Genomic DNA, 14,701 nt, shown 5'->3' with positions numbered 1-14,701 from the left:
CTTGTGTTTCCAAAAGTTGTGGTGGTGAATGCTCACACAAAAGGGGCCCGCCTGCTAGGCGCGCCACCAGAACTTGAAAGCTGCATTCATCATCGTTGGCTCACTATACCAGCATGAGGTTGTGATGGCTAGAGGGGATGGGCGATGTTTTTGGCGATGTTTCACGTGAAACCACCCCCTTGGGTGCCCGCGGGGCGACGTTGTTGATGGTCGCAGATTAGAGTAGTCGCAACTCTTGCTCAACTTTGTAACTACTGAAAGGTGCCGCTGTGACCCGTCCCATCCGACTGCAAGACTTGCGCGACTACAAAAAGAACAACCGTCCGTGGGCCATGCTGACCACCTACGACTACTCCACCACTCGCGCATTTGTGGACGCGGGTATCGAGGTTTTTCTCGTAGGAGATTCCGCGGCCAACACCATGCTGGGGTACTCCGGCACGAATCAGGTGAGCTTTGAGGAGATGGTCATGCTCACGGCGGCGGTGGTGCGCGGTGCGGGTCCTGCGATGGTGGTTGCCGACCTTCCGTTCGGCACCTATGAGGCGAGCGATGAGCAGGCGGTGCGCAGTGCCACGGAGATGGTGCGCCGAACTGGTGCTCACGTGGTCAAGCTTGAAGGTGGCGTTCGGATGGCGTCGCGAATTCGCGCTATTACCGACGCGGGGGTTCCGGTGTGCGCGCACCTAGGTTTTACTCCGCAGTCAATGAATCAGCTTTCTGGTTTTAAGGTGCAGCGCGGCGCGGAGAAGCTGACGGCTGATTTGGATGCTGTCGTGGAGGCGGGTGCGGAGATGGTGGTGTTTGAGATGGTTCCGGCGGATCTTGCGGCGGAGCTTACTGCCCGCTCCCCGATTCCGGTGATTGGAATTGGCGCCGGCAATGCTACCGACGCCCAGGTGCTGGTCTGGCACGATATCGCGAATCTTCCTAAGGGTGATCATCGTGCCCGTTTCGCTAAGACGTATGCGGAGGTTGGTTCGCAGCTTACTTGCGCGGCGCAGTTCTATCGGAAGGATGTAGAGGCGCGTCGCTTCCCCGCGGAGGAGCATACGTTCTAAGCGTTTGGCTTTTCGATGTTCACCGCCATGTTATCCAGCAGTCGGGTGTTTCCTACCTTGACGGCGGTGATAATTCGCGCATCGCCGTGGAGCGCATCGCCGGCTGTGGGTTCTTGGAAGTCGGGTGTGACAACATCGATATAGTCGATGTCCATTCCGGCCATTGCGTGGGTGGCGGCTGCAATAATGTCATGTTTCACGTGAAACATTGCGGCGTGGCGTAAGGCTGCTGAGATGCGTCGCGCTTCGACTCGTTCCGCTTCGCTGAGATAGGCGTTGCGGGAACTGAGGGCTACGCCATCGTGGTCGCGTATGAGAGGGCTGCCGTGCACGTGGACAGGAAGGTTGAAATCTGCCACCATCTGACGGATCAGGGCGAGCTGTTGGAAGTCCTTTTCGCCGAAGATGGCGTGCTGGCACTGTGTGATCTGGAAGAGCTTGTTCACCACGGTAAGGACACCCGCAAAGTGTGTGGGGCGAGTAGCACCCTCAAAACGAAGTGCTGCGGCACCTGGTGTGATGGTGGTGCGCGGCCCTAGCGGATACATCTCGGCTGGACTTGGTGCAAAGATGGCATGAACCTTGTGGGGATGGGCGGCAAGCTTTGCGGCGTCGGCATCAAGAGTGCGTGGGTAGGAATCCAAATCCTCCCCTGCCGCAAATTGGAGGGGGTTAACAAAGATGCTCATGACCACGAAGGGATTGTCGAGCTCTAAAGAATAGGCGGTATCCACGAGCGAAAGGTGGCCTTCGTGGAGGGCTCCCATGGTAGGAATTAAGACGACGGGGCGGCCGTCGGCAATAGCTTGATGAGTGAGCTTGTGGAGCTCGCTAATAGTGTGCGTGATCGAGGTCATTCCTCAACCATAGCGGGATTCATCCGCGAAATATGGAGAGTTGCTACACAAGCCATGAGAGGCAACACGATGGCGGGAATGATCGTCTCGAGGGTGATATAGGTGATCGTTGCGGAGCTCAACATGCTGACCCAGATAGCAGCTACTGTGCGCACTTTGTCTTTGTAGGTCATCTGGCGATTGCGCCAATTGTGAATGTACGGGCCTAGTATGCGGTGTTCCATGAGCCAGGTGTGGAACCGGTCGGAGCTTTTGGCAAAGCAGACCCCTGCGAGAAGAAGGAATGGTGTGGTGGGAACCAAGGGCAGAACCACTCCTGCGACACCGAGTGCTACGCTGACACAGCCGATGGCTAGTAGAAGTGGTTTGATCATGCTTTCTAGGATTCCTTATTCTCCGGCGGAACGCTATACCATATGCTACTTAGGTTAGCGTTAGTAATGAAACCCACGTATTTGAGTGAAAGTGGAGTGGATCGCAGCAGTGTCCTTGTGTGTTGCCCACCTCCCCGCTTCGGCTGGATACTCTAGGCCGGAGTTGAGATCGAGTCCCGCGCAGCCAACGGTGAGCGCTTCGGTGACATTGTCTGGTCCAATGCCACCGGCGAGAAGGGTCTTGCCTTTTACGGCTTCTGGGATGCTTGCCCAGTCGAAGGCGGTGCCGGTTCCGCCGTTGCCGGTATCGAGGACGAGTCTGTCTACCGTGGGTGCGAGTGCCTCGGCAATAAGTGGTCCGTCGACATGCGTCATGGAGACCGCACGCCAGATCTCTACTTTGTCCCCCACCTCGCTGCGGACGTGACTGATGAGTTCTTTTTCGGCCGCGATGGATCCTTGGTATGGGCTGTGGATCTGGGCTACCGCAATGTTGTGATCCATTAGTTCGGTCCAACCGGTGGTGCGCCGTGAGACGGCAACATAGGTGAGGTCAGGTTCCGTGCTCATGATTTTTTGTGATGTTTCACGTGAAACATTACGCGGGCTGGATTCCTCGAAGATCAATCCGCCGTAGATCGCACCCGATGCCCGAGCCGCCTGGGCCTCGGTTGGCGACTGCAAACCGCACACCTTATTGTGGCCATACACAAGCTCACGGGCCGCGCGGTCCACATCTAGCTGAGAAGTAAGTTGCGAGCCCACGAGGAACGCACTGGAGTGTCCACTGAGTTGGCGAACCGTCTCATTGTCCCGAATCCCCGACTCGGAGACAATCACCGCACTATCTGGAATCAGCTGCGCAAGACGTGCAGAACGGTTCAGATCAATGCTCAAGTCATGCAGATTACGGTGATTAATGCCAAAAATCTTGGCCCCTAGCCGAATAGCACGTTCCACCTCGGCTTCGTCGATAACCTCGGTGAGAACGTCGAGCCCCAAGCGTTCCGCCTCCTGGCTGAGCTCGGTGTAGGTGGCGTCGTCAAGCACGCTCAGCATGAGCAAAATCGCATCTGCCCCAAAATAACGGGCCGCATGAACCTGTGCGGGGTGGATAATAAAATCCTTGCACAACACCGGAAGATGCGTGGCAGCCGCCACCGTGGCCAGATGGTTGTAGTCGCCACCAAAGCGATCCGGTTCGCACAACACCGAAATGCCAGCCGCATAGCGGGAATACACCCGCGCGATGTCGCCAGGACGATAGTCCTCACGAATCATGCCAAGCGACGGCGAAGAGGACTTGCACTCCATGATGAAGCGCGCACTCCCCCGCAACGCCGGACTGCCATCGCTACGACCTCCCAGCGATTGAAACAGTGAGCGGGTGGAACGCGGCAGCCGCGCTGGATCCACGTGAGAAATCCGCGCCTGGATTTCGGGTAGGTGGGATCGTCGGCCCGAAACGATGGATTCTAGGACGGTGGCCATGGGGCTTGTCGACGAATCATTCTGCATAGTTTGCCTCCTCGTGGATAGCTAACCAGCGCTCCACGGAGCCGTCGGCAAGCATTGCTTGTGCCTTAGCGACTCCCTCGGCGATGGTGGGTACGTGATTCGCAGTGTAGAACATTGCACCGGCGGTGGCGCTAATAGCATCGCGGTGTGCGGCGGGACCGCGGCCGGCAAAGGTTTCGCGCATCAGGTGTGCGTTTTCTACACCGTCGCCACCGGCGAGCTCGCTTAGCGCGTAGCGCTCGATACCGATTTCTTCTGGGGTGATGGTGTAGGTGCTGATCTCGCCATCGCGAAGTTCCCACACCGTGGTGGGGCCATGGACTGCGATCTCGTCGGTGCCGGATCCGTGAACAACCAAGGCGTGGCTGCGGCCTAATTCGCGGAATACCTCGGCGATAATCTGACCGAGCTTGGGGTTGGCAACGCCCATGACCTGAAATTCGGGGCGGGCCGGCGCCAAGATCGGGCCGAGGGTGTTAAACAACGTGGGTACTTTGAGGGCCTTGCGCACTGGTTGCACGTGGGCCACTGCGGGGTTGTAGGCGGGCGCAAAGAGGAACGTGAAATTGGAGGCGTTGAATTGGCGTACGGCGCGGTCGGGGTTGAGATCTAGTGGGATGTTGAGTGCTTCGAGTACGTCGGCGGATCCGGATTTGGAGGATACGGATCGGTTGCCGCATTTGACCATCTTCACTCCCCCAGCGGCTGCAACAAGGGACGCCGCGGTGGTCACGTTGATGGTATTGGCGCCATCGCCGCCGGTTCCTGCGGAGTCCATGAGGCCTGCGCCGGTGATGGGAAATGGTCGTCCGGCGGCGAGGAATGCTTTAGCGGCACCGGCGATGTCGGCGTAGGTTTCGCCGCGGGTGCGGATGGTGGCGAGCAGTGCTGCGATGTGGACGTCGTCGTAGTCGCCGACGGTGAGTGGTGTGAATACTTCAATGGCTTGTTCGACGGTGGGGTGTGGGTTGTCGAGGTAGGCGATGAGGTTGTTGAGTGTTTTGTCGCTTGTCATGGTTGTGGTCTTTCTTATCTATTTGGCTAGCAGCTTATCGACGCATCGCTCAAGGATGATGGGCCCGCTGGGGCTTAGTACGGATTCTGGGTGGAATTGCAATCCGATACTGGTGGTCTTCCCCTCGCTGTCGTGGGTTTCGGCGGCCATGGTGACAGGTCCGATAGCGGAATCGCAGGTTCCTAGGCTCACCATGTTGTGCGGGATGTCGGTGCATCCTAAGGAGTGGTAGCGTGCGATTGGCACCTGTGTTCCGTGGAAATTGTTGTTGGGTGTGGCGTCGATGCTAAGTCCTGCGAACAGTGGATGGTCTGGGTCGGTGAGCGTCATAAGGTCGGTGGTGCCGTGGACGGGGCCGCAGGGGCGGACTTCCCCACCGTAGTATTCGAGGAGTGCTTGGAAGCCGAGGCAGATGCCGAGGATCGGGATGGTGCCTATCGACGCCCCGATGAGGTCCATCATGCAGCCGGCTTCGCGGGGGTGACCAGGTCCTGGGGAGAGGCAAATGAGGTCGGGTTCTAGGTCAAGAACTTCTGTCACTGTGACGCTATTGCGTAGGACTGTGCGGCGGTAGCCGGCGACGGCAAAAGCGTCCACCAGGTTATAAACAAACGAGTCATGGTTATCAAGGAGTACGACATGGGCTTGCCGAGCTTTCATTAGCGAATCACCTCCAGATCCTTTCCTGCCGCCAAAGCAATGGCATGCAAAACGGCATAGGCCTTATGGAGTGTTTCATCGGCCTCTGATTGTGGAATAGAATCCCGCACCACTCCGGCGCCGGCCTGCACTATCGCTACTCCATCCTGAATAAACGCCGAGCGAATCACGATGCAGGTGTCCATCGACCCATCGCCTTGAAGGTAACCAACCGCACCGCCATAGGAACCGCGACGTTTAGCTTCCACACCTCGCAGCAATTCCATTGCGCGCAATTTTGGTGCACCGGTTAGTGTTCCCATGTTCATACAGGCACGGTAGGCGTCAATGGCATCGAACTCTGGATCTAGGGTAGCCACCACGCGGCTAACGAGATGCATCACCCGGGAGTAGCGATCTACCTGCAATAACTCTGCAACGCGACGTGTTGTGGGCAATGAAACACGTGCAAGATCATTGCGCGCAAGATCAACCAGCATGGTATGTTCGGCGATTTCTTTGGCGTTAGTTCGCATATCCAGCTCGGCACGAATATCGAGTTCGTGATTAATGGTCCCATCGGGATTAAGTCCCCGCGGACGAGTACCGGCGATCGGATATAATTGTACCTCGCGTGTGCTGGAATCAAACTTGAGATTAGACTCCGGCGATGCTCCTATCAGCTCATATGTTTTATTTAAATTGCATGCAATTGGAGTAATGCCGCGCACGTAAAACATATAGGGACTAGGATTGGTTGCGCGCAAGTGTCTATAAGTAGCATAAGCACTTTTGCAGGGCGCGCTAAAGCTGCGTGCCGGAACCACCTGATAGATGTCTCCCGCCTGGATATTGTCCTGCAGAGCGCTTACGCTCTGACAAAAATCCACATCAGAAATATCGGCGCGCACAGTCAATGTCCCATTAGTTGCAGTGGTCGCGGGATCTTCCTCGGCTGTTTCATGGCTGTTAATCGTGGCTGCCAAAGTATCTAATCGCCTGTCCAGCTCGCTTGGATCAATGGACACGCCCTCGATAACCGCACTACGCTTGAGGTGATCGGTGGCCAACACCGTCTCTGCCACTATGAACTGATAATCGGGATAAGAATTATCCCCCACCGGCACAGAAGGTAATTGCTCAAACGTCTCCATGTAATCAAAGGCGAAACCGCCGGCAAGAAGTGGTAATTGCTCACCGGAATAGCCGGCCTCGCACTGTAGAAGGCGAAGAATTTCAGCATTATTGGTGTCAAGGAGGCGCTGGCGTTCGTCGTGAATCTCAGAGCGATGAAAGCTGAACTCCGTGCCGCTCGTGCCAAAGTGCTCCTGTAAGCGCGCCACCATTGCATGGCCTGTAGGTGTTAGGGGTGTGGCTGTCACGGTTTGCCCCATGCATGTCACGCGAACCGCTGCTTGAAGCACCGCCATGGACGTAGTGTTCTTCTTGGATTCAATGTCTGCGGACTCTAAAAGAACGGAGTCGCTAGCAGAGGTCCCTCCAAGATGATGGAAGAGGTCGGCGGCATCCTCGTGATAGCGCACGGGGCGGGCGGATATATGGAAATTTGCCATGTTTAGACTCCCTCTCGTGTGTTGGACTCAGCGATCATCGTGGCAAGGGTTTCGGCGATATGAGGATCCGTGATCGGCGAGGTTGCTGGATCCTCGGTAGCGAGGTCGCCCAAGATATTGCGAACATAGTCCACATCTTTATCGCCACGACCCGAAAGATTGACCACAATGTTAATGGGGGTATCGGTTTCCTCGGCATTTTCTGCCATCTTTAACGCATATGCTAGAGCGTGGCTAGACTCCAAAGCTGGAATAATTCCCTCGTAGCGACTGAGCATTCTGAATGCCTGAAGTGCCTCAGTGTCGGTAATTCCATAATATTGTGCACGACCAGATTCCATGAGGTGGGCGTGTTCTGGACCCACGCCTGGATAATCAAGACCAGCCGATACAGAATAAGAATGCAGCGGATTGCCCTGCTCATCAGCCAAGATGAACGACTTGAAACCGTGCTGCACACCAACCTTGCCACGCTGCAGCGGTGCACCATGTTTACCGGAATCAAGACCCTCGCCTGCTGGTTCCACACCAATCAAGCGCACGGACTCATTACCTGGCTTATCCGTGAGATAATCAGCAAACGCACCAATAGCATTCGAACCACCGCCCACGGCAGCAACCACTGCGTCGGGAAGCTTGTTGGTCAGCTCTAACATCTGTTCGCGAGATTCCCGCGAAATAACTGCCTGAAACTCTTTCACCAGCGTGGGGAATGGGTGCGGTCCCACCGCAGAGCCAATCAGGTAGTGCGTGGTATCTAGGTTTTCTACCCAGTCCATAAGCGCTACGTCGATAGCATTCGACATGGAATCACCATGCTCGTTGGTTACTGGCACCACCGTGGCGCCCATCAACCGCATGCGGTACACATTGGGCTGCTGGCGGGCCACATCTTTAGCACCCATATAAATAGTGCAGTCCATTCCCATCAAAGCCGCCACCATCGCAGTAGCGGTACCGTGCTGACCGGCACCGGTTTCAGCGATCAAACGGGTCTTGCCCAATCGGCGAGCAATCAGTGCTTGGGCAAGCACTTGGTTGCCCTTATGTGCGCCGCCGTGAACTAGATCCTCGCGTTTGAGGAAGATCCGCGCCTTGCCTCGCCCTTTGCCTGCTAGCGGGAGGTTGGCGCATTCGGTAATAGGGGTGGGACGACCAAGATAGTGCTTTTCTAGCCGAGCAAGTTCCTGCGAAAACTCTGGGTCGTTGAGCGCATCCACATAGGCTTGCTCTAGTTCATCGAGAACCGGCAGGAGCGCATCGGGAACGAACTGTCCGCCGTAGTTACCAAAGTAGGCGCTGATCAACGTCTTGCGGATGGTGGAGTCAGTCATGGGGTTTCTAACCTCTTTCGCTAAAAAACAAATGGTTGTTGTGTTTAAGCGGTGGGCCGAAACTCTGGTGAGCTTGTTGGTGGCTAACAAAAAGGCCCGCTGCTTGTTGGACAAGGCGAGCCTGTTGAAATGAATGCGTGAAAACGGCCCGCGATTAAGCGCGCCACCACCAATTATGTGCATTCATGTTCGTCATGGAAAACGAGAATACGCATCTTGAGTGGCACACGCAACAGCAGGCCGGCACATTATTTAAGAATCAGAGGTGTTATCAGCCGAATGCGCTGCACGGCGCATAGCATCCACATCGACTGCAGGTGCAGGGTTATTACCGCTTGAGCAGCACGTTGACTCGGCGGCATCCTCGACGTCTTGCTGGGCGTCGATAAGCGACGCGGCGCGTGCCCCCACGTTTGCCCCCACACTCACCAACAACAACCCCGCGATCACCGCAAGCGCTGCGACAGCATATAACCAACCGCTGCCTTTAATAAACAACATCGAACCCATCAACATGGCAACGCCACCAATGGTCCACAACGGCCCCGCCACCAAATGCGCCGACTGCCACACCTCTTGGGACTTGCGCACCTCCGGAACCCGAATGCCGATATAAGGATTGCCCGGCAATCGACGCGTCCACGCCAACGAACCCGACACGATCACAACCACAGCCACCGCAGCCAGCACAACACCAAGAACAGTCATGTACATCACTCTAGCTAATCCTAGGGGGGCGCTGAAAGACTCGACCATCCCACCCTATATATGTGTGTATGTGAAAAATATGAAATCTGCTGTTGACCGCGTAAGTTATTTCTCAACTCCTTGAATGGCCCAGCACCCAGTGGGACACGATCAAGGGCACCCCATAATTTGAACTACTAACGAAATATTTTAGGTAACCCCACATGGACATCAAGCGTCTCTCCTCGTCGCTGCTCTTCAGGATCATCGTCGCGATCATCCTCGGCATCGTATGCAGCTTTTTCTTCCCCGATGGGCTTGCCCGCGTCTTTGTCACCTTTAACGGACTCTTTGGCAACTTCCTCGGCTTCTTCATCCCAGTCCTGATCTTTGCCCTGATTACCCCAGCCATCGCAGGCCTTGGTCGCGGTGCCGGCAAATGGCTCGCCATCACCACTGGCATCGCCTACGGCTCAGCTCTGGTATCCGGCCTCATCTCCTGGGGCGTTGCCACCGCGTTGTACCCATGGTTGCTGGCAAGCCAAACTAGCGTTGCAGCTGCAGACATTGAGGAAGGCGCTCTGAGTCCTTACATCTCGGTAGACATGCCAGCCCCAATGCAGGTGATGACGGCCCTCATCCTCGCCTTCGTTGTAGGCGTGGCTATGACCACCGTTAAGTCCGACACCCTCTTCTCCGGCGTTGCCGACCTCCGCCGCGTGGTTATGAAGGTGATTTCCTCCTTTATCGTCCCCCTGCTACCGATCTACATCTTCGGCATGTTCCTCTCGCTCGGTATGAACGGTAACCTCGCATCGGTACTTACTGCCTTTGCCAAGGTTCTCCTCCTTGCCATCTTGATGAGCTTCGTGCTGCTGATCCTGCAGTTCCTGTTCGCCGGCACCCTAGCTACCCGCAACCCCTTCACCTCGCTGAAGAACATGATGCCCGCATACTTCACCGCACTGGGTACTTCTTCTTCCGCAGCAACCATCCCAGTGACCTACGAATGTGCACGTAAAAACGGTGTCAGCCAGTCTGTTGCTGGTTTCGTAATTCCATTGTGCGCCACCATCCACCTCTCCGGCTCGATGATGAAGATTACATTGTTCGCCTTCGCCATTATGTTTATGGACGGCATGGACATTCCACTTGCTACGGCACTTGGCTTTATCCTCATGCTCGGTGTGACCATGGTGGCAGCCCCAGGTGTTCCTGGTGGCGCAATCATGGCAGCTGTTGGCCTACTGTCCTCCAACCTCGGCTTCAATGACGACCAGGTGGCGCTGATGATCGCCGCTTACATCGCCATCGACTCCTTCGGTACCGCCTGCAACGTCACTGGCGACGGTGCTATCGCCATGGTGGTAGACAAGTTCGCCAAGGGCGCGATCTCTCGCCACGATCTTGATGATGCCGACGACCTCGGCCTTGCTACCGCAATCGCTGGTATTGACGACAAAGCCTAGCGCGATACATTTCTAACGCCCCCGCGAGGGGCGTTTTTTTGTTTAGCCGATGAGCAATTTTTGTACCCTAAGCCAGCAAACCCGCAGGACGCCCTTCCAAAAATCGGTCTTAAGGTACAAAAATTGCTCACTTTTGCCGTAGAGCAGCCCAAGCGTGCTACCTTGTGCGATTATGGGGGAATTTCGGGGAAATATTTCGTACGCAACGAGGACACGTCGCCTCAAAGCAGGATCGCTCATCCGTGTTATCAGCGGGATCTACTGGGAGGGTGAATTGGAAGGCCCCGCTGCGATCAAGGAACTTCTAGCGGCGTTAACGCGACATAGGTCGGTGTCGCTGTATCAGTTCTATGACTCCCAGCCGATCAGCCTTCCTGTGCATATCAGCACCGAACGCCGCATAGCATCCACTCACTATGTGGTTGCTCATCATGTAAAACGTTTGCGCGCGGTGGCGGTTCGCGGGGTGCTTACAGAGTGCGGAGTTGATGCGGTGAAACACCTGCCGGATAACCAGGCTATTGCCCTTTTGGATCTTGTCTATTCCGGCCGGCATGGCAGCGCGGTACTGCGACGGGAGTCTCCGATGCGGGTATCAGCGCGGGTGAAAACACTGGTGGATCGGGCGGCTGTTGGTGCGGATAGCGTGCCGGAGCGAATACTGGTCAGAGCTCTGCGGGAGGCGGGGCTCGAGTGTACGAGTAATTTTCGGGTCGGAGTATATTTTTGGGACGTTAAGCTGCGGGATTACAACATTGTGATCGAGGTTGACGGCTATTTTTATCACAATGCGGGTGCGGAGAATAAGAACACTTTTGTTAATGATCGTTGGAAGATGAACGATGCGGCGGTGCGGGGTTATTTGGTGCTGCGGTATCCAGCTTCGAGTGTTTTTGAGGAGCTGGACACCATCGTGGGGCAGGTGGTGTGTGCCACCAGTGTGGCGCGGGAGGAGTTGGTTGTGGTGGATTCTACGCGCCGGTGGCATCGGGGGCCGTGGGAGTGGTTGCCACTTGATAGTTGGTAGAAACAGGTGTTTCTAACTGGGGTTATAGCACTTTGTTGATGTTCGTTGCTATGCTGAAATTCCATGGTGAATACGATCGGTTTCGACCGCGAGAAGTACATTGAAATGCAGTCCCAGCACATTCGGGAACGCAGAGAAGCTTTGGGTGGGAAGCTCTACCTCGAAATGGGCGGCAAGCTCTTCGACGATATGCATGCATCTCGCGTATTGCCTGGTTTTACTCCAGACAACAAGATTGCGATGTTGGATCGCATCAAGGAAGAAGTAGAAATTCTTGTCTGCATCAACGCTAAGGATCTGGAACGTCACAAGATTCGTGCCGATCTAGGCATCTCCTACGAAGAAGATGTGTTGCGCCTTGTCGACGTCTTCCGCGACCGCGGTTTCCTCGTCGAGCACGTGGTGCTCACCCAACTGGAAAATGACAACCGACTGGCGCTCGCTTTTATCGAGCGCCTTCAACGTTTGGGCATCAAGGTATCACGCCACCGTGTGATTCCTGGCTACCCCACCGACATGGATCGCATTGTGTCGGATGAGGGCTTTGGCCTGAATGAGTATGCGGAAACCACCCGTGATTTGGTGGTTGTCACCGCGCCGGGCCCTGGTTCTGGCAAGTTGGCTACGTGTTTGTCGCAGGTGTACCACGAGCATAAGCGTGGTGTTGCTGCGGGGTATGCAAAGTTTGAGACGTTCCCTATTTGGAATTTGCCGCTGGAGCACCCTGTGAACTTGGCGTATGAGGCTGCCACGGTGGACCTCAATGACGCGAATGTGATCGATCATTTCCACTTGGCTGCTTATGGTGAGCAGACGGTGAACTACAACCGCGATGTGGAGGCATTCCCACTGCTCAAGACGCTTTTAGAGCGCTTGATGGGTGAGTCTCCGTACCAGTCCCCTACGGACATGGGTGTGAACATGGCGGGTAAGTGCATTTCCGATGATGCTGTGTGCCGTCATGCGTCGGAGCAGGAGATTATTCGCCGGTACTTCAAAGCATTGGTGGAAGAGGCTCGCACGGGTAAGGACTCCACACAGTCGGATCGTGCGGCTGTGGTGATGGCTAAGGCTGGGATCAAGGCGCTACAGCGCGTTGTGGTGGAGCCGGCACGTCAGGTTGAGGAGCGTACGTCGCTTCCTGGTTGTGCGATTGAGCTTGCCGACGGTTCCATCATTACGGGTGCTACCTCGGATTTGTTGGGTTGTTCTTCGTCTATGTTGCTGAATGCGTTGAAGCATTTGGCGGGTATCGACGATGCCATTCACTTGTTGTCACCAGAGTCGATTGAGCCGATTCAGACGCTGAAGACGGTGCATTTGGGTAGCTCGAACCCTCGGTTGCACACCGATGAGGTTTTGATTGCGTTGTCGGTGTCGGCGGCTACGGATAGCAATGCGCAAAAGGCGTTGGATCAGTTGAAGAACCTGCGCGGTTGCGACGTTCACACCACCACCATTTTGGGTTCGGTGGATGAGGGGATCTTCCGCAACCTTGGCGTGCTAGTGACTTCTGATCCGAAGTTCCAGAAGAACAAGCTGTACCAGAAGCGCTAGGTTCTCGTTATTGTAGTGGTCCCATGGCCATGAATTGATGCCACATGGACCACTCGGGATCGTTTGCTTGTCGACGCACCTCGGTGGGCGTGATCACCGTTCCATCGTCGAAGAATAAGCCCCCGTGGCCCGTTGCTCCGTAGCGGATCACGGGGGTTAAGTTCATGCCGTCGAAGGAGAGCTGTGCGTTGGGGCGAACGTCGTAACCTGCGATGGCTGCGAGGGTGGGTGCGATGTCGAGGGTGGAGACGAGTTCGTTGCAGGTGACAACGCCGTCGATAGTGTCGTGCGGCAGGTTGGTGTCGGTGACCCCTGGCCATAGCAGGGACATGCGTACGCGGTGGTCGTCGATAGTTGGGTGTCCAACGAAGAAGGTGGCCGCGCCGCTGTCGTGGGCTTGGGTGATCAGCTCTGGGGTGATCTCGGCGCGCTCGATGATGTGGACGTCGGCGGGGCTGAAGTCTTCTGCTACGGTGCCGATGAGGGAGGAGAAGCGTGTGGCCGGCTGGCGTTGGGGATACTGGCCTGTGAGGAGTCCGAGGCGGGCGGAACGGAAATCAGTGCTGGGCGCGTATGCGCGGGAAAAGTTCAGGCCCGGCAGGGTGCGCTCGGGGGCGATTCGACCGGATACGACAGCGATGTTCATGGTCAATTATTGTTCCACGTTGCGATGTTTCACGTGAAACGTCGCGGGTGGGCGGTCAAATTGCGGACGCGCTGCTCAATATCGTTCAAGATAAGTTCCATGTGGGGGCATCCCCCACTACCGTCTGCATGTGCGACCTCACCGCTGCACTCGATCTGCAACAGCCCACCGTATCCCATCGCCCGCACGTCGGGGCTATCCTTACAAGAATGAGCACCGTTGTAGATATGCCTGAGACTCGCGGACATTTGGTATCTGCGATCACTACCGCCAGCGATCCTGGCGAGATTCTTTACTTATCCAGTCGCGCGGATTTTTCCGAGGGTGGTTCGATCCGTGGCGGTGTCCCGATCATCGCACCGTGGTTTGGAAAGAACTTGGGGCACGATGAGTTGCAGCATGGTTGGGCGCGCCGGGTGGAGTGGGAGACGATCCCTACTAATGGCGGTATCGACGCCCGCACGAGCCACGATGATTGGGATCTGCGCCTTGGCACGCAGGTACTTCCTCATGGTTTTGCCATGATGTTAAAGGCCCGCAACGCTTCCCCACTGCGTCGTGATTTTCAATCCGCGTTCCACCCGTATTTCCGCGTTGCTGATGTGCGCACCACCACCGTAACGGTGGGCGATCACGAGTTTCGTTTCGACGGCACCGCCGTCGACCAAGCAGTTCCTCTGCCGGAATGGACGCCACTGGTTATCAAAGATTCCCAGCGCACTATTACCGTCACCTACCAGGGTGCCGATCATGCTGTGGTGTGGAATCCTGGCAGCGAGCTTGCCGCACAGATGACAGATGTGGGCGAAGGCGAATGGACCGAGTTCGTCTGTGTAGAACCAGCATTGTTGGGTGACCAAGCCCAAGGTATTTCCGTTCCCCCATGGGATTGGGTAGAGATCGGCATGACAGTGAAGGTCACACCGGCTCAGCAATCATAGGC

Annotated in this window: 14 protein-coding genes; 5 read left to right on the top strand and 9 right to left on the bottom strand. The window is 56.1% G+C overall.

Annotated elements, in window-relative coordinates; genetic code table 11:
• Nucleotides 1-269 precede the first annotated feature (269 nt).
• Nucleotides 270-1,061 (top strand): 3-methyl-2-oxobutanoate hydroxymethyltransferase, encoded by a 792-nt coding sequence (gene panB / locus CIP100161_RS11785; protein ID WP_155874456.1) that lies wholly within the window; start codon nt 270-272, stop codon nt 1,059-1,061.
• Here the strand turns inward: panB and panC are convergent.
• From panC to CIP100161_RS11745, 8 genes are all read right to left on the bottom strand, one after another.
• Nucleotides 1,058-1,918, bottom strand: a complete 861-nt coding sequence (panC, locus tag CIP100161_RS11780; protein WP_155874455.1) for a pantoate--beta-alanine ligase — start codon at nt 1,916-1,918, stop codon at nt 1,058-1,060. The genes panB and panC overlap by 4 nt on opposite strands.
• Nucleotides 1,915-2,292, bottom strand: a complete 378-nt coding sequence (locus CIP100161_RS11775; protein WP_155874454.1) for a YbaN family protein — start codon at nt 2,290-2,292, stop codon at nt 1,915-1,917. Before CIP100161_RS11775 ends, panC begins: the two co-directional genes overlap by 4 nt.
• 60 nt (nt 2,293-2,352) lie before the next feature.
• Nucleotides 2,353-3,810, bottom strand: coding sequence for a bifunctional indole-3-glycerol-phosphate synthase TrpC/phosphoribosylanthranilate isomerase TrpF (gene trpCF / locus CIP100161_RS11770; RefSeq protein ID WP_155874453.1), 1,458 nt, complete (start codon nt 3,808-3,810; stop codon nt 2,353-2,355).
• Complete coding sequence (gene trpD / locus CIP100161_RS11765) at nt 3,800-4,825, bottom strand: anthranilate phosphoribosyltransferase (RefSeq protein ID WP_155874452.1); 1,026 nt, start codon at nt 4,823-4,825, stop codon at nt 3,800-3,802. The genes trpCF and trpD overlap by 11 nt, the downstream gene beginning before the upstream one ends.
• A gap of 18 nt (nt 4,826-4,843) precedes the next feature.
• On the bottom strand, nt 4,844-5,485 hold the full coding sequence (locus CIP100161_RS11760; protein WP_155874451.1) for an anthranilate synthase component II: 642 nt from the start codon (nt 5,483-5,485) through the stop codon (nt 4,844-4,846).
• The gene (locus CIP100161_RS11755; RefSeq protein WP_155874450.1) at nt 5,485-7,038 is read right to left on the bottom strand and encodes an anthranilate synthase component 1; all 1,554 of its coding nucleotides are present in this window, start codon (nt 7,036-7,038) and stop codon (nt 5,485-5,487) included. Before CIP100161_RS11755 ends, CIP100161_RS11760 begins: the two co-directional genes overlap by 1 nt.
• A 2-nt stretch (nt 7,039-7,040) precedes the next feature.
• The gene (trpB, locus tag CIP100161_RS11750; protein WP_155874449.1) at nt 7,041-8,372 is read right to left on the bottom strand and encodes a tryptophan synthase subunit beta; all 1,332 of its coding nucleotides are present in this window, start codon (nt 8,370-8,372) and stop codon (nt 7,041-7,043) included.
• A gap of 252 nt (nt 8,373-8,624) precedes the next feature.
• Complete coding sequence (locus CIP100161_RS11745; RefSeq protein WP_155874448.1) at nt 8,625-9,080, bottom strand: SdpI family protein; 456 nt, start codon at nt 9,078-9,080, stop codon at nt 8,625-8,627.
• Between the two features lie 203 nt (nt 9,081-9,283).
• Here CIP100161_RS11745 and CIP100161_RS11740 point away from each other — a divergent pair, with 203 nt between their 5' ends.
• From CIP100161_RS11740 to CIP100161_RS11730, 3 genes are all read left to right on the top strand, one after another.
• Nucleotides 9,284-10,528: a dicarboxylate/amino acid:cation symporter gene (locus tag CIP100161_RS11740; RefSeq protein ID WP_155874447.1), complete on the top strand. Its 1,245-nt coding sequence runs from the start codon at nt 9,284-9,286 to the stop codon at nt 10,526-10,528.
• A 172-nt stretch (nt 10,529-10,700) separates the two neighbouring features.
• Complete coding sequence (locus tag CIP100161_RS11735; RefSeq protein WP_155874446.1) at nt 10,701-11,555, top strand: hypothetical protein; 855 nt, start codon at nt 10,701-10,703, stop codon at nt 11,553-11,555.
• 63 nt (nt 11,556-11,618) lie between these two features.
• Nucleotides 11,619-13,112 (top strand): DUF1846 domain-containing protein, encoded by a 1,494-nt coding sequence (locus tag CIP100161_RS11730; RefSeq protein WP_155874445.1) that lies wholly within the window; start codon nt 11,619-11,621, stop codon nt 13,110-13,112.
• 7 nt (nt 13,113-13,119) lie between these two features.
• Here the strand turns inward: CIP100161_RS11730 and CIP100161_RS11725 are convergent, their stop codons facing one another.
• Nucleotides 13,120-13,758, bottom strand: a complete 639-nt coding sequence (locus CIP100161_RS11725; RefSeq protein ID WP_155874444.1) for an alkaline phosphatase family protein — start codon at nt 13,756-13,758, stop codon at nt 13,120-13,122.
• Between the two features lie 209 nt (nt 13,759-13,967).
• Here CIP100161_RS11725 and CIP100161_RS11720 point away from each other — a divergent pair, with 209 nt between their 5' ends.
• Nucleotides 13,968-14,699: an aldose epimerase family protein gene (locus CIP100161_RS11720; RefSeq protein WP_155874596.1), complete on the top strand. Its 732-nt coding sequence runs from the start codon at nt 13,968-13,970 to the stop codon at nt 14,697-14,699.
• Nucleotides 14,700-14,701: the final 2 nt, after the last annotated feature.

The sequence above is a fragment of the Corynebacterium rouxii genome (genome assembly GCF_902702935.1).
In the GTDB taxonomy this organism is placed as follows: domain Bacteria; phylum Actinomycetota; class Actinomycetes; order Mycobacteriales; family Mycobacteriaceae; genus Corynebacterium; species Corynebacterium rouxii.
This window is presented reverse-complemented; position numbering and strand designations above follow the sequence as displayed.

Bases quoted from the DNA above. Each gene is read 5' to 3' on its own strand.
- panC (WP_155874455.1), bottom strand. From the start codon at position 1,918: ATGACCTCGATCACGCACACTATTAGCGAGCTCCACAAGCTCACTCAT.
- CIP100161_RS11775 (WP_155874454.1), bottom strand. From the start codon at position 2,292: ATGATCAAACCACTTCTACTAGCCATCGGCTGTGTCAGCGTAGCACTC.
- trpCF (WP_155874453.1), bottom strand. From the start codon at position 3,810: ATGCAGAATGATTCGTCGACAAGCCCCATGGCCACCGTCCTAGAATCC.
- trpD (WP_155874452.1), bottom strand. From the start codon at position 4,825: ATGACAAGCGACAAAACACTCAACAACCTCATCGCCTACCTCGACAAC.
- CIP100161_RS11760 (WP_155874451.1), bottom strand. From the start codon at position 5,485: ATGAAAGCTCGGCAAGCCCATGTCGTACTCCTTGATAACCATGACTCG.
- CIP100161_RS11755 (WP_155874450.1), bottom strand. From the start codon at position 7,038: ATGGCAAATTTCCATATATCCGCCCGCCCCGTGCGCTATCACGAGGAT.
- trpB (WP_155874449.1), bottom strand. From the start codon at position 8,372: ATGACTGACTCCACCATCCGCAAGACGTTGATCAGCGCCTACTTTGGT.
- CIP100161_RS11745 (WP_155874448.1), bottom strand. From the start codon at position 9,080: ATGACTGTTCTTGGTGTTGTGCTGGCTGCGGTGGCTGTGGTTGTGATC.
- CIP100161_RS11740 (WP_155874447.1), top strand. From the start codon at position 9,284: ATGGACATCAAGCGTCTCTCCTCGTCGCTGCTCTTCAGGATCATCGTC.
- CIP100161_RS11735 (WP_155874446.1), top strand. From the start codon at position 10,701: ATGGGGGAATTTCGGGGAAATATTTCGTACGCAACGAGGACACGTCGC.
- CIP100161_RS11730 (WP_155874445.1), top strand. From the start codon at position 11,619: ATGGTGAATACGATCGGTTTCGACCGCGAGAAGTACATTGAAATGCAG.
- CIP100161_RS11725 (WP_155874444.1), bottom strand. From the start codon at position 13,758: ATGAACATCGCTGTCGTATCCGGTCGAATCGCCCCCGAGCGCACCCTG.
- CIP100161_RS11720 (WP_155874596.1), top strand. From the start codon at position 13,968: ATGAGCACCGTTGTAGATATGCCTGAGACTCGCGGACATTTGGTATCT.